The 21,747-nt window shown below is 33.9% G+C and carries 26 protein-coding genes; 4 read left to right on the top strand and 22 right to left on the bottom strand.

Going from position 1 to position 21,747, the window contains the following annotated elements:
• Window positions 1–23 precede the first annotated feature (23 nt).
• The 10 genes from nusG to gap form a co-directional block, all read right to left on the bottom strand.
• Window positions 24–572 (bottom strand): transcription termination/antitermination protein NusG, encoded by a 549-nt coding sequence (gene nusG / locus Q0E86_RS03370; RefSeq protein ID WP_118011501.1) that lies wholly within the window; start codon window positions 570–572, stop codon window positions 24–26.
• Window positions 573–579: 7 nt separating this feature from the next.
• The gene (secE, locus tag Q0E86_RS03365; protein ID WP_295754520.1) at window positions 580–777 is read right to left on the bottom strand and encodes a preprotein translocase subunit SecE; all 198 of its coding nucleotides are present in this window, start codon (window positions 775–777) and stop codon (window positions 580–582) included.
• Between the two features lie 9 nt (window positions 778–786).
• Window positions 787–936 carry a 50S ribosomal protein L33 gene (gene rpmG, locus Q0E86_RS03360; protein ID WP_083783560.1) on the bottom strand — a complete coding sequence of 50 codons (150 nt, stop codon included), beginning with the start codon at window positions 934–936 and terminating at the stop codon, window positions 787–789.
• 44 nt (window positions 937–980) lie between these two features.
• Entirely contained in the window at window positions 981–1,577 is a 597-nt protein-coding gene (locus Q0E86_RS03355) for a hypothetical protein (protein ID WP_295754519.1), read from the bottom strand.
• A 73-nt stretch (window positions 1,578–1,650) separates the two neighbouring features.
• Complete coding sequence (gene rlmB / locus Q0E86_RS03350) at window positions 1,651–2,367, bottom strand: 23S rRNA (guanosine(2251)-2'-O)-methyltransferase RlmB (protein ID WP_295754518.1); 717 nt, start codon at window positions 2,365–2,367, stop codon at window positions 1,651–1,653.
• Window positions 2,364–2,750, bottom strand: a complete 387-nt coding sequence (locus tag Q0E86_RS03345) for a Mini-ribonuclease 3 (protein ID WP_295754517.1) — start codon at window positions 2,748–2,750, stop codon at window positions 2,364–2,366. The genes rlmB and Q0E86_RS03345 overlap by 4 nt, the downstream gene beginning before the upstream one ends.
• Window positions 2,750–4,081 (bottom strand): cysteine--tRNA ligase, encoded by a 1,332-nt coding sequence (cysS, locus tag Q0E86_RS03340; protein ID WP_295754516.1) that lies wholly within the window; start codon window positions 4,079–4,081, stop codon window positions 2,750–2,752. The genes Q0E86_RS03345 and cysS overlap by 1 nt, the downstream gene beginning before the upstream one ends.
• 70 nt (window positions 4,082–4,151) lie before the next feature.
• Window positions 4,152–4,829: a hypothetical protein gene (locus Q0E86_RS03335; RefSeq protein ID WP_295754515.1), complete on the bottom strand. Its 678-nt coding sequence runs from the start codon at window positions 4,827–4,829 to the stop codon at window positions 4,152–4,154.
• The gene (locus Q0E86_RS03330) at window positions 4,822–4,998 is read right to left on the bottom strand and encodes a hypothetical protein (RefSeq protein WP_295754514.1); all 177 of its coding nucleotides are present in this window, start codon (window positions 4,996–4,998) and stop codon (window positions 4,822–4,824) included. Before Q0E86_RS03330 ends, Q0E86_RS03335 begins: the two co-directional genes overlap by 8 nt.
• A gap of 130 nt (window positions 4,999–5,128) precedes the next feature.
• On the bottom strand, window positions 5,129–6,142 hold the full coding sequence (gap, locus tag Q0E86_RS03325) for a type I glyceraldehyde-3-phosphate dehydrogenase (RefSeq protein WP_040466502.1): 1,014 nt from the start codon (window positions 6,140–6,142) through the stop codon (window positions 5,129–5,131).
• Window positions 6,143–6,335: 193 nt separating this feature from the next.
• Here gap and Q0E86_RS03320 point away from each other — a divergent pair, with 193 nt between their 5' ends.
• Together Q0E86_RS03320 and Q0E86_RS03315 are read left to right on the top strand one after the other, a co-directional pair.
• Window positions 6,336–6,830 (top strand): Lrp/AsnC family transcriptional regulator, encoded by a 495-nt coding sequence (locus tag Q0E86_RS03320; RefSeq protein WP_117926831.1) that lies wholly within the window; start codon window positions 6,336–6,338, stop codon window positions 6,828–6,830.
• Entirely contained in the window at window positions 6,830–7,990 is a 1,161-nt protein-coding gene (locus Q0E86_RS03315) for a pyridoxal phosphate-dependent aminotransferase (RefSeq protein WP_295754513.1), read from the top strand. The genes Q0E86_RS03320 and Q0E86_RS03315 overlap by 1 nt, the downstream gene beginning before the upstream one ends.
• Window positions 7,991–8,047: 57 nt before the next feature.
• On the opposite strand, the gene Q0E86_RS03310 is transcribed toward Q0E86_RS03315, so the two are convergent.
• The 8 genes from Q0E86_RS03310 to Q0E86_RS03275 form a co-directional block, all read right to left on the bottom strand.
• Window positions 8,048–9,736, bottom strand: coding sequence for a phospho-sugar mutase (locus tag Q0E86_RS03310; protein ID WP_295754537.1), 1,689 nt, complete (start codon window positions 9,734–9,736; stop codon window positions 8,048–8,050).
• A gap of 72 nt (window positions 9,737–9,808) precedes the next feature.
• Window positions 9,809–10,075 carry a phosphocarrier protein HPr gene (locus Q0E86_RS03305; protein ID WP_003866017.1) on the bottom strand — a complete coding sequence of 89 codons (267 nt, stop codon included), beginning with the start codon at window positions 10,073–10,075 and terminating at the stop codon, window positions 9,809–9,811.
• Between the two features lie 61 nt (window positions 10,076–10,136).
• On the bottom strand, window positions 10,137–10,562 hold the full coding sequence (locus Q0E86_RS03300) for a DUF523 domain-containing protein (protein ID WP_295754512.1): 426 nt from the start codon (window positions 10,560–10,562) through the stop codon (window positions 10,137–10,139).
• Window positions 10,562–12,001, bottom strand: coding sequence for a glycogen synthase GlgA (glgA, locus tag Q0E86_RS03295; protein ID WP_270433004.1), 1,440 nt, complete (start codon window positions 11,999–12,001; stop codon window positions 10,562–10,564). The genes Q0E86_RS03300 and glgA overlap by 1 nt, the downstream gene beginning before the upstream one ends.
• Window positions 12,001–13,116 (bottom strand): glucose-1-phosphate adenylyltransferase subunit GlgD, encoded by a 1,116-nt coding sequence (gene glgD, locus Q0E86_RS03290; protein ID WP_288518698.1) that lies wholly within the window; start codon window positions 13,114–13,116, stop codon window positions 12,001–12,003. Before glgD ends, glgA begins: the two co-directional genes overlap by 1 nt.
• A gap of 2 nt (window positions 13,117–13,118) precedes the next feature.
• Entirely contained in the window at window positions 13,119–14,258 is a 1,140-nt protein-coding gene (locus Q0E86_RS03285) for a glucose-1-phosphate adenylyltransferase (RefSeq protein ID WP_295754511.1), read from the bottom strand.
• 115 nt (window positions 14,259–14,373) lie between these two features.
• The gene (locus Q0E86_RS03280) at window positions 14,374–15,594 is read right to left on the bottom strand and encodes a chloride channel protein (RefSeq protein ID WP_295754510.1); all 1,221 of its coding nucleotides are present in this window, start codon (window positions 15,592–15,594) and stop codon (window positions 14,374–14,376) included.
• A gap of 62 nt (window positions 15,595–15,656) precedes the next feature.
• Entirely contained in the window at window positions 15,657–16,025 is a 369-nt protein-coding gene (locus tag Q0E86_RS03275) for a desulfoferrodoxin family protein (RefSeq protein WP_040466500.1), read from the bottom strand.
• 91 nt (window positions 16,026–16,116) lie between these two features.
• On the opposite strand from Q0E86_RS03275, the gene Q0E86_RS03270 reads away from it, so the two are divergent.
• Complete coding sequence (locus Q0E86_RS03270) at window positions 16,117–16,878, top strand: RNA pseudouridine synthase (protein WP_295754509.1); 762 nt, start codon at window positions 16,117–16,119, stop codon at window positions 16,876–16,878.
• On the opposite strand, the gene Q0E86_RS11145 is transcribed toward Q0E86_RS03270, so the two are convergent.
• Genes Q0E86_RS11145 through Q0E86_RS03255 form a run of 4 tightly spaced genes read right to left on the bottom strand, consistent with a single transcriptional unit; the run spans window position 16,851 to window position 20,092 of the window.
• The gene (locus Q0E86_RS11145; RefSeq protein ID WP_367117376.1) at window positions 16,851–17,312 is read right to left on the bottom strand and encodes a prepilin peptidase; all 462 of its coding nucleotides are present in this window, start codon (window positions 17,310–17,312) and stop codon (window positions 16,851–16,853) included. The genes Q0E86_RS03270 and Q0E86_RS11145 overlap by 28 nt on opposite strands.
• A gap of 52 nt (window positions 17,313–17,364) precedes the next feature.
• Complete coding sequence (locus Q0E86_RS03265; protein ID WP_295754508.1) at window positions 17,365–18,561, bottom strand: cation:proton antiporter; 1,197 nt, start codon at window positions 18,559–18,561, stop codon at window positions 17,365–17,367.
• Window positions 18,562–18,576: 15 nt separating this feature from the next.
• Window positions 18,577–19,464 carry an RluA family pseudouridine synthase gene (locus Q0E86_RS03260; RefSeq protein ID WP_295754506.1) on the bottom strand — a complete coding sequence of 296 codons (888 nt, stop codon included), beginning with the start codon at window positions 19,462–19,464 and terminating at the stop codon, window positions 18,577–18,579.
• Complete coding sequence (locus Q0E86_RS03255) at window positions 19,451–20,092, bottom strand: HAD family hydrolase (protein WP_295754505.1); 642 nt, start codon at window positions 20,090–20,092, stop codon at window positions 19,451–19,453. The genes Q0E86_RS03260 and Q0E86_RS03255 overlap by 14 nt, the downstream gene beginning before the upstream one ends.
• A 137-nt stretch (window positions 20,093–20,229) precedes the next feature.
• Between Q0E86_RS03255 and Q0E86_RS03250 the strand changes: the two genes are divergently transcribed.
• Window positions 20,230–21,747 (top strand): 4Fe-4S dicluster domain-containing protein, encoded by a 1,518-nt coding sequence (locus Q0E86_RS03250; RefSeq protein ID WP_295754504.1) that lies wholly within the window; start codon window positions 20,230–20,232, stop codon window positions 21,745–21,747.

Genomic DNA, 21,747 nt, shown 5'->3' with positions numbered 1-21,747 from the left:
AACTCACCTAAAAAAAGAAAGTCTTAGTCGACTTTCTTTAAATCCATGTATGGAATTTCTGTTGGTGTTTCACGACCAAATAAGATCAATAATACTGTAGCTTCTTTCTTTTCTTCATCCATAGATTCAATTGTACCTTCTGAATTTTTGAATGCACCATTTGTGATTTCTACGCGATCTCCCACTTCAAAATCAACCTGAACATTTACATCTTGACGACCCAAACGACGTAATACGGCATCTACTTCTTCTTGAGCTACTGGGAATGGTTTTGCACCTTTTCCACTTGATCCGATAAATCCCGTAACACCTGGTGTATTACGTACGATATACCATGCTTCATCTGTCATGATCATTTGCACTAACAAATAACCAGAGAATAAGTTATGTGTTTTTTCAACTGGTTTACCATTTTTATATTCAATTTCTTTTTCTTCCGCAACAACGATTTGGAACAAGAAATCTTCAAGACCCATAGTCTTAATACGACGTTCCAAGTTTTCTTTTACACGATTTTCTTGACCTACATATGTATTAACTACATACCATTCTTTTTTTAACTCTGACATAATTTCCTCCCTATGCGCCAACGATCATTTTAACTAGACCGCTTGATAAAACCTCACAAACAAAGAAATACAAACCAAACAATACTGTAAATACAACGACTAAAGCACTTGAAGACATCAATTCTTTAAATGTTGGCCATTTTACAGTTTTTAATTCTTTGAACACCTTTGAAGGTGAATATGTTCTTTCCTTTTTCTCTTTACTCATATGGATTCCTCACTTTGTTTCCTTATGCAAAGTATGTTTGCCACACTTTGGACAATACTTTTTAATTTCAAGACGTTGCGTGTTGGTCTTCTTATTCTTTTCGGTCGTATAATTTCTTGATAGACACTCTGTACACGTCAAAACAACTTTATCTGCCAATTCCTTCACGCTCCTTAACTCATTAAATGTACCATTTAAACCATTCAACTGTCAATTGTCGTATACCATTTTTTTACCTTTTCAAACATAAAATTGACCTTTGCACAACTTAATCCTAGTTCTTGCGCAATATAATTAAAGGTATATCCATCCATCCGTAAATCAATAATTTGAACATATTCTTCGCCGAATAGATTCATGATTCTTGTTTGAATGTGCTCCCACATCAATTTATCCATCACGATATCATGCACTTCTAAAGAATCATCCGTACTAATTCCACTATAATACAAATTTGTATCTTCTTTCACTTTTTGATCCAAACTTATACAAGCCTGATTCAAATAACATTGTCTGCGGATAGCTTGACGCAAAAGATCATATCCTTTATTTTTTGTACAACGCCTATAGAAACTAGTAAATGTCAAAACACGATCCATGCGACATTCAAAAACACATCGATACAATAATAAATCTGCATGCCTGTAAAACTCGTCTCTATCACATAATATCGTATTTGTCTTACGTACAAATATATCAGCCCATATTTCTGTAACCATAGGTCTAAAATATTGAATTAAATGTTTCATCTCATAAAAATCATTCATTTGAATTAAATATATACTCTCATATATGTTCATAACTATCACCTAAATTCATTATAATAAGGCAATGTGAAAAAGACATTAAAAAAGCCAATTTTTAAAAATTGACTTATTTTTTTGGATTTCTTTGATTATATACTTCATACATCAAGATAGCAGCTGCCACACTTGCATTTAATGAAGTGATGCTTCCTACCATTGGTAAGTAAACCATATAATCGCATTGTTTTTTTACAAGATTTGAAATACCCTGGCCTTCTGAACCAATTACCAATACAGTTGGTGAATCATACATACCTTCACGATATTCCCTAGCCTCTTTCATATCGGTTCCAACAACCCAATATCCGTCTTGTTTTAAATTTCTAAGTGTTTGCGATAAATTTGTAACAATAGAAACAGGCACTGTATAAGCAGCTCCTGTGCTTGCCTTTACAACCGTTGGTGTTAATCCACAACTGTTGTGTTTTGTCAAAATAACACCATCTACACCCGCGCAATCACAAGTTCTTAAAATAGCCCCTACATTATGTGGATCTTGAATTCCATCCAAGGCAACAAGAAGACCTGGTTTTTTAGCACGAGATACAATCTGCTCAATACTATATGTTTCAATTTCACTGACCTTAACTGCCACACCATTATGATGTGTTGTATTGGCAATCTTATCTAATTTTGCACGATTACAATATTCTACTTTTAAATTTGATTTTTGGATCGACTTCAAAAGTTTTGCGTCCTTCAAACCTTGAAGTACATATACTTTTTCAATTGAATCCATATCATTTTGAAGTGTAGAATACACATTTTTTCCATATACGATCATAGACTGTCCCCTATTTCAATAATTTTATCAAGACAAACCTTTAGTCTTTCTTGATGTCCATATAAATACAAATAGCCAAGCATTGATTCTAATGCGGTAGCTTCTAGATATGTTTTGTGTGTCGCATTTTTAGCTTTTGAATGAATAGTGGCATTTCTTCCACGCGCTAAAATGGTCTTTTCATCTTCCGTAAAGAAATTTTCTTCCATCATTTTATTGAGCATAATGGCTTGTCCTTTTGCGCTACAAATAACGGCATTTTTCTTTTGTAGAACATGTGCCTTGCGAAAACCTAAACTCAAAAGGTGCTCACGTACTGCCAAAGACATAACGGCATCACCAATCCATGCAAGACTTGTCGCATTTTCTGTTACAATTTCCATTACAGAATTCCTTTTTCAATTAATGCAGCACGAAGTTTATCTGCAACTTCGAAATTCTTTTCTTTAACAGCATTTCTCCAATTTTGATACATCTCTTTATCTTCTTCGCTCATTGAAATTTTATCAAATTCAATACCTAAAATATAAAGCATCTTTTCTAATGTATGTACCAATACAGCTAAATTTTCAACATCAATTTCTCTTTGACGAACGGCCTGATTGATTTTCTTAACCACTTCATAAACGACACTAATTGCGTTTGGCGTATTCAAATCATCATTTAAAGCATCAATAAATGCGTTATATGTTTCATCGAATGTAGTTGCTTCTTTAGCATCTAATAAAGCAAGTTTTACACAAGCTTGTTTATAGGCAGCTGCAATCTTATCTAGTTCTTTCTTTGAAGTTGCGAAAGCTTCTTCGTTTAAATTTAATGGTGCACGATAATGTGTAGAAATCATTAACCAACGAGTTAGATTTCCTCCGTGGTTGGCAATCAAGTCTTTAGCCCACCATACATTTCCTAAAGATTTAGACATCTTGATACCATTGATATTGATCATACCATTATGTACCCAGATATTTGCCAAGTGTGTGTCGTTGCATACTTCGCATTGGGCAATTTCATTTTCGTGATGAGGGAATTTTAAATCCAATCCACCACCATGGATATCAATCAACGTTTTCTTAAATACATCCTGAATCATAACAACACATTCTGTATGCCAGCCTGGACGTCCTTTTGACCATGGTGAATCCCATTTAATTCCTTCTGTTGTTTCTTTCCATAAAGTAAAATCTAATGGATTTTCTTTCTTTTCATTTTCATCAATACGAGCCCCTACCATTAAATCATCAATACTTTGATGAGATAGTTCCCCATATTTTTTATCACTATTTACACGGAAGTAAACATCGCCTCCAACTTGATAGGCAGAGCCATTTTTAACCATCTTATCGATAAACTCAATAATTCGATCCATAGTTTCTGTTACGCGTGGTGCATAATCTGGAAGATCTGCATGAAGTCCTCTTCGTACATCATTATAGGCAACAATGAATTTATCTGTAATTTCTTTTTCAGACACATTTTGTTCGATTGCCGTTTTAATGATCTTATCATCCACATCTGTATAGTTAGACGCAAAAGTCACTTCATATCCTTGTGCAGACAATGCTTTTTTTAATGTATCAAATACAACGATAGGACGAGCATTTCCGATATGTGGATAGTTATATACGGTAGGTCCACATACATACATAGAAATCTTTCCTTCTTCGATTGGTTTTAATTCTTCAATGGTTTGAGAATAACTATTATATAATTTCATAATAAAATGTCCTCCAATTCATTTCTTTATTATACAATACAAAACATGAAAAAAAAAGCTAACCAAAAGGTTAGCCTACATGTAAATTACTCATAATACGACGAATATCTTCTTCATATGGAGTACCAGCTAAATTTTCTAAAGCCGGATTAAAATATTCCATCATATGATCTACATCTTTTAAATATGAATATTGAAGTCCAATTAAATATTGAATTGTGCCAACTGGAAATTTACGGTTGTTGTCAAGATCAGACATACCATCCCACATACTATTTAAAATTTCTTTGCAGTCATCAATATATTTAGCTTCTTTCTTCATTAAGATACTAAATTGAATTTGCATATTCTTAAATGACTTTTCATCGACATAGCTTTTTCCATAAGAAAGCATGCCCTCTGCTTTTTTAATTTTACCCTTTTCTAAGTAATAATAGAATCCACGACTCGCAACACTTGCTTTTTGCTTGTTAGAAATACGCATGTTTTTCAATAAATCAAATTGCTCTTCAATTTTCGCATCATTTCTTTGTGCTAAGTATCCACTTAAACGCATATATTCGCGGTTAAATGCTTGATATGAAAATTTACAAGCATTTGAATCTAATGTTTTATAGAATTCATCATATTGTTCATTATCCAATTGAGATAATAATTTTTTCCATACCACTTTCTTCATAATGATTGGTACAAAAATAAAAACCAATGTCATTATGACGATAATTATTAAATTTAAATTTTTACTCATCTTTTTTCTTATCCTTTTCTAATTCTAAAGTTAAATCACGAAACTGAGCCAATAAATCTTCACTAATTCCGTCTTTTCTTAATTTTTCCATGTAGACAGCATCCAAATCATCTACATCTTTTGTCAAATCATCGCGCTCAGAATCTGTCAAACGATGTCGAATTCCCATCGCTAACACCTCACAATCTCTAAAGGTTAGAATACAGTATTTACCTATTTATTTCAAGTTTTGGTTTGCACTTTTTAGTTAAGATGAAAAAAAAGGAATCCGATTGGATTCCTTAAAAGTCTTACGATAATTAAGCTAATTCTGAGAAATACTTAATTGTACGAACCATTTGGCTTGTGTAAGAGTTTTCGTTGTCGTACCAAGAAACAACTTGTACGTGAGTAGTTCCGTCACCTAATGAGTGAGCCATTGTTTGAGTTGCATCGAACAATGATCCGTAACGCATACCAACGATATCACTAGATACTAATTGTTCTTCAGTATATCCGAATGATTCAGTTGTAGCAGCTTTCATAGCAGCATTGATTTGGTCAACTGTAACTTCTCCGTCAACAACAGCTACTAAAATAGTAGTTGATCCTGTAGGAGTTGGAACACGTTGAGCAGATCCGATTAATTTTCCGTTTAATTCAGGAATAACCAATCCGATAGCTTTTGCAGCACCTGTTGAGTTAGGAACAATGTTAACTGCAGCAGCACGGCTACGACGTAAATCACCTTTACGTTGAGGTCCGTCTAATGTCATTTGGTCACCAGTGTAAGCGTGAACTGTAGTCATGATACCTGATTTAATTGGAGCTAATTTGTTCAAAGCGTTAGCCATTGGAGCTAAACAGTTTGTTGTACAAGAAGCTGCAGAAATTACTGTATCTTCTGGTTTTAATGTTTCGTGGTTTACATTGTAAACGATTGTTGGTAAGTCATTTCCTGCTGGAGCAGAGATAACAACTTTACGAGCACCTGCTTTAATGTGTGCTTCTGCTTTAGCTTTTGAAGTATAGAATCCTGTACATTCTAATACTACGTCAACTCCTAATTCACCCCAAGGTAATTTAGAAGCATCAGCTTCTGCGTAGATAGTGATTTCTTTTCCATCTACTGTAATTGAATTTTCACCAGCAACAACTGTGTCAGCCTTAGCGTAAGTTCCTTGAGTTGAATCATATTTCAACAAGTGAGCTAACATCTTAGGGCTAGTCAAGTCATTGATAGCTACTACTTCGTAGCCTTCAGCACCAAACATTTGACGGAATGCCAAACGTCCGATACGTCCAAAACCGTTAATCGCAACTTTTACTGTCATGTCAGTAAATCCTCCTTTAAATACCATTGTTATTATAAAAGCCTACCGTTAATTTGTCAATTCTCTAACAAGTAAAACTTTTAACAACTAACAACCACTTATATTTTAGACTATTTACAGTCTATTCTCAAGCATTTTCATACTTTTTACATAACCTTAATTGTGCTATTATATTCAAAAGGAGGAATTAAAAATGAACCAAAGTTTAATCCTAGATTTACTAGAAAATAATGCTCGTTTAACATCACAAGATTTAGCTGACATTCTAAATGAAGATGAAGCGAGTATAAAATCCGAGATTCAATCTTTAGAAAAAAATAAGATCATTTGTGGTTATCACACGATCATCAACTACAACAAAGCATTAAAAGACCAAAAAGTCTTAGCTTATATAGAAGTAAGTTGTACACCTACAAGAAATAGAGGGTATGACAAAACAGCGGCATTGATTGCGAATTATCCAGAAGTCGATACTATGTATCTTTTAAGTGGGGATTGTGATTTCTTATGTTTAGTCCAAGGTAAAACAATGTTTGAAGTGGCACGCTTTGTGTCTGATAAAATCGCTTGTGTTGAAGATGTACGATCTACTAAAACTTTATTTGTCTTAAAACAATATAAACAAAGCGGTATTGTCATGATTGACAAACCTGAAGACAAAGAATCAAGATTGGTTGTGACTCCATAATGAAACGTTTATCTACAAAAGCAACATCCATTAAACCGAGTGGCATCCGAAAATTTTTTGATTTAGCCAATACAATGGAAGGTGTTATCTCTTTAGGTGTTGGTGAACCTGATTTTGCGACGCCATGGCACATCTGTGAAAATGCAATTCATTATATGAGCACTGGTCACACACACTATACGGCTAATAGAGGATTGCTTGAGCTTCGTGAAGAAATTTGCAAATTTCATAAAGAACACTACAATCAAGTATATGATCCTGAAAGTGAAGTCATAGTTACGATTGGTGGTAGCGAAGCCATTGACCTTTGTATGCGTGCTTTATTAAATCCAGGAGATGAAGTCATTGTATTAGACCCTAACTATGTTGCCTATGCACCAAGCGTTATTTTAAGCGATGGTGTTGTTGTCCCTTTACAATTAAAAGAAGAAAACGATTTTAAAATCATTCCAGAAGATTTAAAGAAAGTCATTACGCCAAAGACAAAAGCTATGATCATCAACTACCCTAGCAACCCTACTGGTGGTGTCATGACTAAAGAAGATTACGCAAAGATTGTTGATATCATTAAAGAATCTGGTATTTATGTTGTCAGTGATGAAATCTATGCGGAACTTAGCTTTGATCAGCCATTCGCTTCCCTAGCTCAATTTGATGAAATCAAATCTCAAATTATTGTCGTCAACGGTTTTTCAAAAGCCTACGCAATGACAGGGTGGCGACTTGGATATTGTATGGCCAATAAAGAACTATCTTCTGTAATGAATAAGATTCACCAATATGTTATTATGTCTGCACCTGTTATGTCTCAATATGCAGGTATTGAAGCTATAAAAAATGGATATGACGATGTATTGATGATGAAAGAGGATTATCTAAAAAGAAGAAACTTCTTAGTCAATCGATTAAATCGAATGGGCCTAAAAACAAATATGCCACATGGTACATTCTATGTATTCTGTAACATTCAATCAACAGGCCTTGATTCAGAAACATTCTGTGAAAGATTACTACAAGAACAAAAAGTTGCCTGTGTACCAGGAAATGCCTTTGGTGAAAGTGGTGAAGGATATATCCGTATCTCTTATGCATATAGTATTGACCACATTAAAGAAGCTGTAGTACGCTTAGAACAATTCTTAAAGGATTTAGACAAATAAGTCTAGATCCTTTTTTTGTAAATTAAAAAGGATGCCCTTATAAGACATCCCTTCATACTATTCAGCAATCAAATCATCCATTGCCTTTTGGAAATGAACAGTTTTGTTGTGAGCATCCTCTTTTGAAGCTCCCTTGATACAATAGTAGAATTTACATTTTGGTTCTGTTCCACTAGGACGTACCGCAATCCAGCTTCCATCTTCTAGATAGTATTTCAATACATCCGATTTAGTGAATCCAGTAAGTTCAGTTACTGTATCTCCTTCTTTAATTACACATTCTTTATAGTCTTCGCTACGAACAACTTTAGTTCCACCAATTTCACTTGGAGCATCTTTTCTTAAATTAGCTAAAATTTCTTTGATACGCTTAGCACCTGCTTCACCAGCTAATGATAGAGCTACTTGACTTTCTTCATATGTACCATGACGATCATATAAGCTGTCTAATACATCCACTAAATCTTTTCCTTGTTCTTTGTAGAATGCACAAGCCTCAGCAAGCATCAAACAAGCTTGAGGAGCATCTTTATCACGAACGAAAGGTTTGATTAATGAACCATAACTTTCTTCATATCCAAATACATAGTTCTTTTTGTGTGTTTTTTCATATTTCGCAACTTTTTCGCCAATGAATTTGAATCCTGTTAATGTTTTTTCTGTTGATACACCATAATCAGAAGCTACCTTTTCACCTAGATCACTAGTAACTACTGTATTGAACATAACAGGGTTTTCAGGCATCTTACCTTGTTTTTGAAGTTGTGAACAAATATATTCAATTTCAACAGAACCAGATTGGTTACCTGTTAAAACAACATATTCACCATTATGCAATACTCCAACACCCATACGGTCAGCATCAGGATCACAAACCAAGATCAAATCCGCTTGATTTTCTTTTGCGTATTTCAATGATAATTCATAAGCACCAGCTTGTTCTGGGTTTGGTGTTGGTGTGTTAGAAAAATCAGGATCTGGACTACATTGTTCAACAACTGGAATACAAGTATATCCTGCACGTTTATATACTTCTTGTACTGGAATATTTGCCGTACCATGTTCAGGAGAGAATACGATTTTGATATCTTTTTTCACTTCTGGATTCAATTGAATACTCAATACATTCTCGTAGTATTCTTCATCCACATCTTTACCAATGACTGTAATCAATTTCTTTTGTTCTTCTGTACAATTTGCATCAATTGCTAATTCATCTTCAATTGCGTTAACTTTATCGATAACTTGACTAGCTAAACATGGAATCAATTGACATCCTTTATCATCATACAATTTATAACCGTTATATTCTTTAGGGTTATGACTCGCTGTAATCATAATTCCACCAAAGCAATTTAAGTGACGTACCGCAAAGCTTAATTCTGGTGTTGGTCTTAATGATTCAAATACATAAGATTTAATATTATTTTTTGCCAATAAATCTGCACAGTCAAACGCAAATTCTTTTGACATATGACGGTTGTCATACCCAATCGCAATACCAGCTTCGCCACCATTATTTTCATTAATGTAGTTCGCATATCCTTGAGTAGCTTTACGAATTGTATGAATATTAATACGATTCGTTCCAGGACCTAAAAGACCACGCATACCTGCTGTTCCAAATTCAATTGTAGTATAGAATGCATCATTTTTTTCTTCAGCATCCATAGCTTCTAAAACAGGTTTATATTGAGGGGCTAAATTTTCATGATTTAACCATTTTGAATATCTTTCTTCAACAATAGACATTATTCATTCTCCTTCTTTTCTAGCATTGAAATAAAAAAGTCTCATAAACTATGAGACTTTTCTTAATTAAGCAATGATCTTCTGAGCGCGCAATACTTCTTCGATTGCAGCTACAGCAGCATCTTCATCTTCGCCTGAGCAGCTAATTGTGATTTCTGACTGTGTAGGAATTCCTAAAGACATAACTCCCATGATAGATTTCATGTTTACTTCACGTCCTTTGAAAGCTACATTGATTTCGCTTTTGAATTTACTAGCAGCGTTAACAGCTACAGTTGCTGGACGTGCGTGAAGACCTACTGGATCTACTACAGTTACAGTTACTTGTTTCATAATTATCCTCCTAAATCAAATCTAAATGTATTTTATGACATTTTGCCAAAGAAAACAATACCTAAACGAATTTTTCTGATTCCGCTTCCATAATTGGAATATCTAAACTTTGCAGCATTTGAGCAAAGATACCACTACCAGCTATAAGATTCCCTTTAAAAGTCCCATCATAAATTAGGGAATACCCACAACTAGGTGATCTTCTTTGCAAAATCGCAAAATCCACTTGTTTTTCTTTCGCTATATTAAGAGCTACTTCTGCTCCTTTGATAAACTGTTTTGTACAATCATTACCCTCTTTATCCATAACTTTATCCCCTACTTTTTCACAAGGAATACGCGGACAAGTAAGTCCTCCAAGCATTTCTGGACAAACAGGAATGACTTCATGTTCTTTTAAAAGTTCAACAATTTTTGAGTTATAATTGTTTTTTCCATTGTACTTACAGTCATATCCTAATAAACATGCACTAACAAGAATTCTCATTAGTCTACTAATTCATCATACAACAAAGAATATGTTTTAGCACTTTGTTGCCATGACACATCTGTGTTCAACGCATTACGTTGTAACATTTCCCAATCTTCTTTGCGGTTATAGTAAACATCACAAGCATAATATAATGTGTGGATCAATTCATTGGAATCATAGTTTTCAAAACTAAATCCATTTCCAGATTTTTCATACTCATTATATGCATCGACTGTATCTTTTAATCCACCTGTTTCACGAACAAGAGGTAAAGTACCATAACGCATAGAGCACAATTGTGAAATGCCACATGGTTCAAATAGACTAGGCATCAAGAATAAATCACTTGCTGCATAAATACGGTGTGCCAAGCTTTCATTATATCCGTAATAGAAACAAATCTTACCTTTATTTCCATCTTCTAATTCACGGAATTTATTTTCAATTTGACTTTCACCACTACCCAAAATAACCAATTGAATAGGAGCTGCACATAATGCATCTAATTGTTCCATCAATAAATAGAATCCTTTTTGCCAAGTTAAACGAGAAACGACTCCAACCATCATAACATCTGGATTCTTTTCTAATCCCAATTCTTCTTGAAGAGCCATTTTTGCCTTTTTCTTTTGAGCCGCAATATTCACCTTATCAAAGTGATAAGGGATTTCTGGATCTGTACTAGGGTTCCATAATTGGATATCAATACCATTTACAATTCCCCATAAATCATATTTACGCATATTCAATACAGCTTCTAAGTGTTCACCATATTGAGGCGATAAAATTTCTTGAGCATAAGTTGGTGATACAGTTGTAACTTTATCGGCATATAAGATACCAGATTTCATAAATGAAATTCCACCATCAAAACGCACATTACCATTGTCTAATAAATAGTATGGTAAGCCTAAGCAACTATCTAACATTTCAGGACCAAAGTTTCCTTGATATGCCATGTTGTGAATTGTATATACAAAACGAATAGCACGATATCTAGGATCTGCATCATGCGTTTCTTTTACCATACAAGGAATCATACCTGTATGCCAATCGTGGCAATGGATAATGTTAGGCCAATAGTTCAACTGATTCAACATTTCGATAACAGCTTTTTGGAAATATCCAAAACGCTCCCCATCATCTTGATAACCGTATAATGAATCTCTTTCAAAATAACCTTGATGTTGAATGAAGAAGAAACAAACATTATCTACCATTTTTGAAAATACACGTACTGGTACTTCATGATAATTGATTGAAACTGAATATTCACAGTCAAAGTGAAGTTCATTATAGTATTTATCACTAATTTTCTTATATAAAGGCATTACAACCTTTACTTCATGTCCTCTTTCAGTAAGTGCTTTTGGTAAAGATCCAATAACATCGGCAAGTCCACCTGTCTTAATGAATGGTAATCCTTCCCCAGCAACCATCAAAATTGATGCCATTAAACGTTCTCCCTTCTACCAATATACAAAGGTTGTTCTTCCAAACCTGCTAAATCTTTTTTCTTTGCGATTCTTGAATGTTTGTCAACAATCACATTCTTCAAGTGTGCGCCATCCGCAATTACTACATCTGGCATAATAATACAATTTTCAATCAATGCATCTTTTCCAATTTTACAAGAACGACCAATAATTGAGTTCTTAACTACACCACTGATTTCACAACCATTTGAAATCAATGAACCTGTTGCCGTACCACCATTTAAATAAATAGCTGGAGCTGAATCACTTGTACGAGTATATACAGGCCATTCTGGATCGTTGATATCTTTCATTTTTTCTTCTGTTAAGAATTCCATATTACTTTCATAATATGATTTTAAATCATTGATAACATAAATATGTCCACGATAATTCAATCCACGAATATCCATATCTACACATTTGTCATTCAAAATATCTTTGAACCAATACATTGAACTTGTTTCTTGAGCTTCTTCAACTAATGTTTTGAAAATTTCTTTTGACATAATGTATGTTTGTAAAGATAAATATCTAGACTTATAGTTTCCTAAGTTTTGATCAATACTCAATACACCACGTTGTTTATTCATTTGAAGTACATCACATCCAATGTAGTTTTCTTTTGCGTTATCAACATGTTGATATAAAACAGAAACTTCTGCACCACTTTCAATGTGCTGTTTTAATAATTCCTCATAGTTTCCTTTATAAAGCATATTAGCTGGAGCAATCACAACATAGTCATTGTGGTTTTCCATAACAGCATGAATATTTTCAGCATAGCATGAAATATCTGTAGTAAAACGTGAATTTCCACCATCTGTATATACAGGCACTAAAGATAAGTGTCCGTGTTTTGAGTTGATATTATAGTGACGACCTGTACCAACATGATCAATTAAAGAACGAGGATTTCCATTTACATAAATTTGGATATCATCAATACCTGAATTTGACATATTTGAAATCGCAAAGTCAACTAAACGATAACGTCCTAAAAAGCTAAATGCAGCAATTGGACGATATTTTTGCATACCTTCTACATAAACAGAAGAATCATTATAAGTAATTATTCCTAAAGCGTTACACATAATTATTCACCCTTCTTTACTCTCTTTGAAATTAATACGATTTCTTCGCTGTCTGGACTACCCACAACAGCACCATCATCAATCTTTACACCGTCCGCAACAATTGCACGATAGATTTTTGCACCTTTACCAACCTTAACATTTGGCATTAATACAGCTTGAGATACAAGTGCATCTTCATCAATGTCAACATTGTTAAATAATACGGAATCCACTGCATGTCCTCGAATCACTGCACCTTGGTTGATGTAGCAATGTTCTACTTTTCCAGTTGGTCCTACATAGTGAGGTAAAGTTGGAATATCTTCTGTATAGATTTTCCAGTTTGGATCATCTAAATTCAATTCATTATTTTTGTTTAACAAGTCCATGTTTGCTTCCCACAATGAATCGATTGTTCCAACATCTTTCCAATAGCCTTCAAACTTATAAGCATATAAACGCTTATCTGCATTTAAGAAATTTGGAATAATATCTTTACCAAAGTCATGGTGAGAACCTTCAGCTGTCATATCTGAAATCAATTCTTTACGCAATTGTTTCCAGTTAAAGATATAAATACCCATACTAGCTAAATTACTCTTTGGATGTTCTGGCTTTTCTTCAAATTCTACAATTCTTCCTTCATCATCCGTATTCATAATACCAAAACGACTTGCTTCCTTCATTGGAACTGGAAGTACTGCAATTGTACAATCTGCATTATTTGCCTTATGGCAAGATAACATATCTGCATAATCCATCTTATAGATGTGGTCACCTGAAAGAATCAATACATATTCAGGATCAAACTTGTCAATAAAGTCGATGTTTTGAGTGATGGCATCTGCCGTTCCTTGATAAACGTCAAATTTTGTTCCATCTTTTTCACGTGGTGGCAAAACATAAACTCCACTTCCACGTGCATCAAGTCCCCATCTTTGTCCAGCACCAGCATACGCATTTAATTCTACAGATTCATACTGAGTTAAAACACCTACAACGTTGATATCTGAATTCGCACAGTTACTTAGCGGGAAATCGATAATACGATATTTTCCCCCGAAATAAACAGCCGGTTTCGCATTCTTTTTAGTTAGTTCTAAAAGACGTGTTCCGCGGCCACCCGCTAAAATCATGGCGAGCATATTATTCTGTTTCATAATCATCCTCCTAATAATACTCTTTATATAACTAAAGTATAGCACTTTTTCAAATAAAATCTACTTATTTAAGTAAATTTGTATGCGTTTTCATAACACCGTAAAAAAAGACAAATCATTCTCTGACTTGTCTTTGTAAAGCATAAATCGACTCATTTTGATTTACAATATAAGCTATAGCACATACAACAAAGAAGAACGGAAAATATTGATATCCAAATACTTCCATGCCGATCGCAATCGGTGCTAAAAAAGTATTCGTTGCAGCTCCAAACACACTACAATAACCTAAGGCCGCCACAAATAAAGGATCTAATCCAAAAACAGGCGCAATTATAACCCCTAAGCTTGATCCAATCGCAAATAATGGTGTAACTTCACCACCTTGAAAACCAGCCGATAAAGTTAAAATGGTTAACACAAACTTTAAAATCCAATCATATCCATACATCTTATCCGATGTAAAAGAACCTACAATCAAGTTTTCACCAACACCCGAATACCGACACTTGCCAAACACAAATAATAAAATGGCTACAAGAATACCCATCATAAAAATGCGTTTATAAGGATTCTTTATTTTATTTGTCACAAATGCTTTTGTATGCTTTAAAAAAAACGCAAACAACCCACCAATCAGGCCAAATAAAATCCCTAAAACTAAAAGTTTTATGGATAGTTCGACATCTAAATCACTTACACTTCCAATTTTAAACGAACTCTTATGCAATCCAAATAAACTAGAAACATAAGCTGCGGTAAAACTTGCAGGAATTGCACAAGACATAGCTCGATATTTTAAAGTTCCCGCAACTAATACTTCTAAGGCAAAAAAGATAGCTGTAATTGGAGTCCCAAATAATCCGGCAAAACCAGCTGCCATACCTGCGACCATAAAAATAACACCACTATTTTTAAAGCGGAAATATTTTCCAAAATAATGGGATACCGTAGCTCCAATCTGCATCGCAACGCCTTCTCGACCTGCACTACCACCAAAGAAATGTGTAATCCATGTCGATACAACCATAAATGGTGCCATACGAAGTGGAATCCAATCACTCTTTCCTTGATCCACTTCAAAGACAAGTCCCATACCTTTTCTAGATATTCTTCCCCAATGATCAAACAAGAACACAATAGCTAGGCCCGCAAAAGGAAGCCCTACTAACATGATGCATCCCATGTGTTCTCTAAAATTTAAGATCCATTCTAGGCCTTTGCCAAAAACAACTTCACAAAGCGCAACAATTGCACCAATAAAAATTCCACAAAAACACTTTAATACAATTTCATCATATACTTTAAATGATTCTCTTAACTTTTCTTTATACATAAACTTATTATAAAAAAACAGATTGTTTTTTTCAACAATCTGTCATCATTTTTACATTTTCGTTACAATTCTATTTCATTTTTCCACAAACCATGCAAGTTACAATACTCATACACAGTCACCTTACCTGTTCTTCCTTTTGGATCGAAAACATATTCTGGTTTCATTCCTGGTACTAGTCCTGCACGATCCACAGTTCCATCACTATATTCAACCCAGATATTTGTGATATAGTGTGCTTCTAACATTGGATGTTCAACACTTCCAACTACAACTTTAAGTTTATTATCTTCTACACTTACTTGTGGAACATGTTTTTCTTGTGCCGCATCCACTTCACCCGCTTTTAATTCACGATACCCATTAGGAACAACATCCATCAACAATCCTTCAACAACACTACCGTTTTCTAAATTTTTAAAGATTTTCATAAGTATTCCTCCTGTTCTTCTATTGACATTATGACACGCATCATTAAAATATTCTATTGATATGCTCATAAAAAATATAAATGAAAACTACATGCGCTATACAACAACTTCTCAAGAAATCTTTGAGACTTTTTATATTTCAAAAACACATAAAAAGCATCTTAAAATAGATGAAGAGAAAAAGACGATTTATTTTAATTACCCAGAAAAAGATGTTGAAATAAATTATGAACCGGTTGACATTTTATACGAAAATACATTTTTGATTGTAGCCTTTAAACCTCCATTTTTATTGGTTCACGATGATGGAAACAACCAAGACACTCTACAAGCTCGAGTCAATGGATATTTACAATTAAACCAAAACAAATATCCAGCTCAAGCTATCCATCGAATTGACTATGAAACAAGTGGTTTGGTGTTATTTTGTAAGCATCCATTCTTTCAGGCATATTGCGATAAAAATATGGAAGAGCACCATATAAAAAAAGAATATATTGCCTTAGTACAAGGTCATACAAATTATAAAAATAAAAAGATCATTTCAAATATTGCAAGAGATCGTCATAATGCCAAGAAAATGATCATTCATCCAAATGGAAAAGAAAGTGTTTCAATATTTAATACACTTAAAAATTATAAAGATTGTTCATTAATTCAAGTAACGATTCTTACCGGAAGAAAACATCAAATCCGTGTTCAATGTGCTTCTTTGAACCATCCCATTTTAAACGATTCTCTATATGGAGGTAAAAAAATTGATAATACAGGACTTTTACTTCAAAGTCATCATATTCAATTTAATGATGTAGATATTACTTGTCCTCAAGAAAAAAGATTCATTAGAAAATAGAAAATCGTATATCCTTTCAAAACGGCAATCCATACACCAATTGCCAAACACGATATATAGGGAAGGATATGCTTTTTTTTATATAAAATCCAAAGTATTCCAAGTAAAACACTAATATATAAAGCTACAAGCATTCTTTCTATGCCCAAATAAAATCCAAAAAAACTTAAATAACACACATCGGCACTGCCAATCCAATCGGATTTAATCAATTTAATTGTTCCGCTAACAAAAAGAAAAACTAGACTTGTACAGACTCGATTTAATAATGGCACATAACTTGAACAAAAGAATAAAAGAAGTATCGATGGAAAAATCCAATACTTTTCAATATACATCGTTTCATAGTCTTTTTTGGCAAGAAAATACAAGAATAAAACGAAATAAACAGTCGATAGTTGAATTGGTTTTATTAAAAATGTAATTATAAACATAAATAAAAGAGTCTTCATACTTTCAGTATAAAGACTCAATGTGAAAATAATATTAACATTTTGCAGTTTGTACAAAATCTGCATCATTTGGTTTCTTTTTGTATACGATTTTTAATAAGATTGGTGTAATAACCGTTGTGAATACGACACACAATAATACTGGAGTCACAAAGACTTCAGGTAAAATACCTAATGCCATACCTTTATTTGCGACAATTAAGGCAACTTCTCCACGACTAATCATACCACATCCAATACGAATAGCTTGTATAGGTGTATATTTACATACAATAGCACCTAAACCACATCCAACAATTTTTGTCAAAACGGCAACCACACATAATACAATAACTAACTCAATAAGTTTGGCATTCCATGTGATTGGAGAAAGTTTTAATCCAATACTCGCAAAGAATACAGGTGTAATCAACATATAAGATAATGTTGAAATACGTTTTGTGACATAATCACATTGTCTTGTACCTGAAAGAATCAAACCAGCCACAAAACTACCAGTGATATCTGCAACACCAAAGAAGGCTTCTGAACAGAAGGCCATAATCAATGCGAACGCAAAAGACACAATTGAATATCTTTGTAGTCCACCACATGAATCATGTTCAAACCACCATGAGAATACTTTGTGTAAAATAACTCCTACAACAACGGCAAACACAAAGAACAATAAGATTTTAAACATAACAACACCAATATTAACTGAACTATCAGCCATACCTGTTACTAATGTTAAACAAATAATACCTAAAACATCATCAATGACAGCGGCTGCTAGAATCGCATTTCCACTTTCTGTAGACATACATCCCATTTCTTTTAATGTTTCTACCGTAATACCAACACTTGTAGCTGTTAAAATAACACCTAAGAATAAGTTGTGTAACCATGCATCTGGCCCAACATTATAGAATCCACCAACCACGTATCCAACAGCTAATGGAACCAACACACCAAGTGTCGCAATAATAAATGCTTTTAGTCCTGCTTTCTTTAAATCTGTAATGCTTGTTTCAAGACCAGCCGCAAACATTAAGACGATAACACCAATTTCCGATAAAGATTCAATTAACTTACTTGGCTCAACTATATTTAATACCGCAGGCCCTAAAACAATTCCTGCGATCAATGCACCTACTACAGATGGCATACGTAATCGACGAGAAAAAAGTCCAAAGGCTTTTGTCATTAATAAAATTAAGGCAATATCTAATAAATATCGATATTCTTGCATATTCATATCCTCCCACTATGCTCTTGGAATTTCAAACACCATTTGTGAAAGTGGTAAATCAATATCCTGAAACTCTAACCGATATGCCATCAATTCTACCGGCCTTTTCTTTCCATGATATCCATATTTTACATCACCTAACAAAGGATGCTGTATATGTCCCATTAGAGCACGAATCTGATGAAATCTTCCTGTATGAAGAGTGATTGTACAAATTGAATTCTCGCCATCATCACTTTCAACATGTACATCCATTAATGCTTTTTGATAGCCCTCTAATTTTTTATCACTTACTTTCGCAATCGTATTTTCTTTGCGAATGTAATAACACATACTAAAATCTTTTTGATTAAAAGTACCGTAAACATGTGCACGATACATTTTCTGGATCTTACGATTTGCGATTGCCTCATTTACTTTTCTTAACGCATTCGCATTTTTTGCAGCAATCACTAGACCTGTTGTATTTCGATCTAATCTATGACAAATACTAGGCGCAAAAGAATGTTCCTTATTTGGATCATATTCGTTTTTCTCCATTAAATATGCTTGTACACGATTGACTAGACAATCTTGATTTTGGCTTTGATCACTCTGTGACAATAAGCCGTATGGCTTATTCACAATCAAGATGTTTTCATCTTCATAAATGACATCTAACTTTGATGATATATAATTTGTTTCCACTTTTTTCTCTTCTAAAACATCCGGAGGTAAAAACAATAAAATACTATCGTTTTCCTGGATTTTCTGATCAAAAGTACAACGCTTACGATTCACCTTGATTTTTTTATTTCGAATCGCCTTATACATCATTGACTTGCCTAGTTTAGGAAAAGTTTTCATTAAAAACTTATCTAATCTTTGATTCGCATCATTTGAATTGATCTTAATCTCTTTCATAAATAAAATCCAAACTTTCCATTAAACTGTCCATAACCGGTACATTCACACTTTCTAAAGTCTTACGATTTTGATGCCCCGTTGTTACCAAGATACACTTGGCATCAATACTTTTTGCGACTTCATAATCATGCACGCTATCACCTACAAAATAAATTTCATCATCCAGGTTACATGTTTGTTTAAACGCATGAGCTAATTCCACTTTACTTTTCGCATAAATATCATTGATTCCATAAATTGAATCAAATAAAGTATCTACATTTAAATTTTGCATTTGTCTTAGAAGATAATCCATCTTACTTGCAGAAAGTACGGTTTGTGAAAAGCCTAAATGCTTAGCCTTTTTTACAACATCCAATACATCTGAATGCAAGTCGCAACTATAACTTTTTTCTTGATAATCCTCCATATATTCGTGAGCCAATATGGAAAAAGGTATTTTATCAAAATCAAAGCCAACCCTTTTATAATAATCCTCTATTGGAAATGTAAATACTTCTCGATATTGATTTAAAGTGCTTAACGGCTGTAGTTCATGATTGACTAAAAGTCGATTGATACATGAAAAACATAAATCAACATCATCTAACAAAGTTCCGTTCCAATCCCATACAATTTTTACCAAACAATTCACCTCGCTCGGTATTATATCACTATTAGGAAAAAATAATAACACTTTATACTAATTAAAACTTTCACAAATAGACTTTTTACTATATAATATTGTATGAGTCTATATGAGGAATAAAAATAGGAGGAAATATGAGAGGAATTTATAACTCGGTAACTGACCTTCGTCGTCAGGTCTTTACTGCCATCGCTTCAATGGCATACGATGACAATACAGATTATTCGAAACGTATGGAAGAGATTCCATATGAAATTTTACCTGGTACTAAAGCAAAATATCGTGAAAGTATCTTTCTAGAACGTGCAATTATTGGTGAAAGATTACGCTTAGGAATGGGTTTACCTGTTCGTGACATTACTGAATATACTAATATTTCTGATGGAATTGAAGAAAGTACGATTGCTAAAAAATACTATGACGATCCACTGATCAATATTATTAAATTCGCATGTAATGCATGTCCTGAAAAGAAAGTTTTCGTAACAAACGCTTGTCAAGGATGTTTATCACACCAATGTACAGAAGTTTGTCCAAAAGATGCGATTCATATCGTAAATGGTAAAAGCTGCATTGACCAAGAAAAATGTATTAAGTGTGGACGTTGTATGGATGCATGTCCTTATCACGCAATCACAAAATTAGAACGTCCTTGTGCTGCAAGCTGTGGTATGGATGCGATCAAATCCGATGCAGATGGAAAAGCAGAAATCGATTACGATAAATGTGTTAGCTGTGGAATGTGTCTAGTTAACTGCCCATTTGGTGCTATTGTTGATAAAGGACAAATTTTCCAAACAATTTATGCCATGAAAGAAGGTTATGAAGTAATTGCCGCTGTTGCCCCTGCTTTCGTTGGTCAATTTGGTCCAGCTGTAACTCCAGACAAAGTAAAAGCTGCATTAAAAGCTGTAGGTTTTGCGGATGTTGTTGAAGTTGCGATTGGTGCTGACTTATGTACAATTGAAGAAGCTGAAGACTTCTTAGACAAAGTTCCTGAAAAACAACCATTTATGGCTACAAGTTGCTGTCCTGCATGGTCAGTTATGGCGAAGAAAAACTTCCCTGACTTTGCACCATATATTTCAATGGCATTAACTCCAATGGTATTAACAGGTCGTTTGATCAAAAAAGAAAAACCAAACGCAAAAGTTGTATTCATCGGTCCTTGTGCTGCTAAGAAATTGGAAGCAAGCCGTAAATCAATCCGTAGTGATGTTGATTTCGTATTAACTTTTGAAGAAGTTATGGGTATGTTTAATGCGAAAGGTATTGAATTAGATCAAATCACAACTTCAGATCCATTGACTGAAGGAACAAATGCAGGTCGTGGATTTGCCGTTAGTGGTGGTGTTGCCAAAGCTGTTAAAGATTTGATTCAAAAAGAACACCCTGGAACAGAAGTAAAAGTTCAGGCTGCAGAAGGATTAAAGAATTGTAAGACAATGTTGATGATGGCAAAAGCCGGAAGATTAAACGGATACCTACTTGAAGGTATGGCATGTCCTGGTGGATGTGTGGCTGGTGCCGGAACTTTACAACCAATCAACAAATCAAGTGCATTAGTTAAAAAATATGCGACTGAAAACGATAAGAAGGATGCAGACGAATCTGCATACGGAGATCGTCTTCACGAACTTAGTGAACAATAA

The sequence above is a fragment of the uncultured Holdemanella sp. genome, from assembly GCF_934754935.1.
GTDB lineage: Bacteria > Bacillota_I > Bacilli_A > Erysipelotrichales > Erysipelotrichaceae > Holdemanella.
Note: the sequence above shows the minus strand (reverse complement) of the source record. Positions and strands in the feature narration are given on the sequence as shown.

Coding starts and splice junctions, on each gene's coding strand:
- Q0E86_RS03270 (WP_295754509.1), top strand. CDS start 16,117: ATGCGCTATACAACAACTTCTCAAGAAATCTTTGAGACTTTTTATATT.
- Q0E86_RS03300 (WP_295754512.1), bottom strand. CDS start 10,562: ATGAGAATTCTTGTTAGTGCATGTTTATTAGGATATGACTGTAAGTAC.
- Q0E86_RS11145 (WP_367117376.1), bottom strand. CDS start 17,312: ATGTTTATAATTACATTTTTAATAAAACCAATTCAACTATCGACTGTT.
- glgD (WP_288518698.1), bottom strand. CDS start 13,116: ATGTGTAACGCTTTAGGAATAATTACTTATAATGATTCTTCTGTTTAT.
- Q0E86_RS03280 (WP_295754510.1), bottom strand. CDS start 15,594: ATGTATAAAGAAAAGTTAAGAGAATCATTTAAAGTATATGATGAAATT.
- secE (WP_295754520.1), bottom strand. CDS start 777: ATGAGTAAAGAGAAAAAGGAAAGAACATATTCACCTTCAAAGGTGTTC.
- Q0E86_RS03355 (WP_295754519.1), bottom strand. CDS start 1,577: ATGAACATATATGAGAGTATATATTTAATTCAAATGAATGATTTTTAT.
- Q0E86_RS03315 (WP_295754513.1), top strand. CDS start 6,830: ATGAAACGTTTATCTACAAAAGCAACATCCATTAAACCGAGTGGCATC.
- Q0E86_RS03265 (WP_295754508.1), bottom strand. CDS start 18,561: ATGCAAGAATATCGATATTTATTAGATATTGCCTTAATTTTATTAATG.
- Q0E86_RS03285 (WP_295754511.1), bottom strand. CDS start 14,258: ATGAAACAGAATAATATGCTCGCCATGATTTTAGCGGGTGGCCGCGGA.
- Q0E86_RS03335 (WP_295754515.1), bottom strand. CDS start 4,829: ATGAGTAAAAATTTAAATTTAATAATTATCGTCATAATGACATTGGTT.
- Q0E86_RS03305 (WP_003866017.1), bottom strand. CDS start 10,075: ATGAAACAAGTAACTGTAACTGTAGTAGATCCAGTAGGTCTTCACGCA.
- gap (WP_040466502.1), bottom strand. CDS start 6,142: ATGACAGTAAAAGTTGCGATTAACGGTTTTGGACGTATCGGACGTTTG.
- rlmB (WP_295754518.1), bottom strand. CDS start 2,367: ATGATCGTATATGGAAAAAATGTGTATTCTACACTTCAAAATGATATG.
- Q0E86_RS03330 (WP_295754514.1), bottom strand. CDS start 4,998: ATGGGAATTCGACATCGTTTGACAGATTCTGAGCGCGATGATTTGACA.
- cysS (WP_295754516.1), bottom strand. CDS start 4,081: ATGAAATTATATAATAGTTATTCTCAAACCATTGAAGAATTAAAACCA.
- Q0E86_RS03345 (WP_295754517.1), bottom strand. CDS start 2,750: ATGGAAATTGTAACAGAAAATGCGACAAGTCTTGCATGGATTGGTGAT.
- Q0E86_RS03320 (WP_117926831.1), top strand. CDS start 6,336: ATGAACCAAAGTTTAATCCTAGATTTACTAGAAAATAATGCTCGTTTA.
- Q0E86_RS03260 (WP_295754506.1), bottom strand. CDS start 19,464: ATGAAAGAGATTAAGATCAATTCAAATGATGCGAATCAAAGATTAGAT.
- Q0E86_RS03250 (WP_295754504.1), top strand. CDS start 20,230: ATGAGAGGAATTTATAACTCGGTAACTGACCTTCGTCGTCAGGTCTTT.
- glgA (WP_270433004.1), bottom strand. CDS start 12,001: ATGGCATCAATTTTGATGGTTGCTGGGGAAGGATTACCATTCATTAAG.
- Q0E86_RS03275 (WP_040466500.1), bottom strand. CDS start 16,025: ATGAAAATCTTTAAAAATTTAGAAAACGGTAGTGTTGTTGAAGGATTG.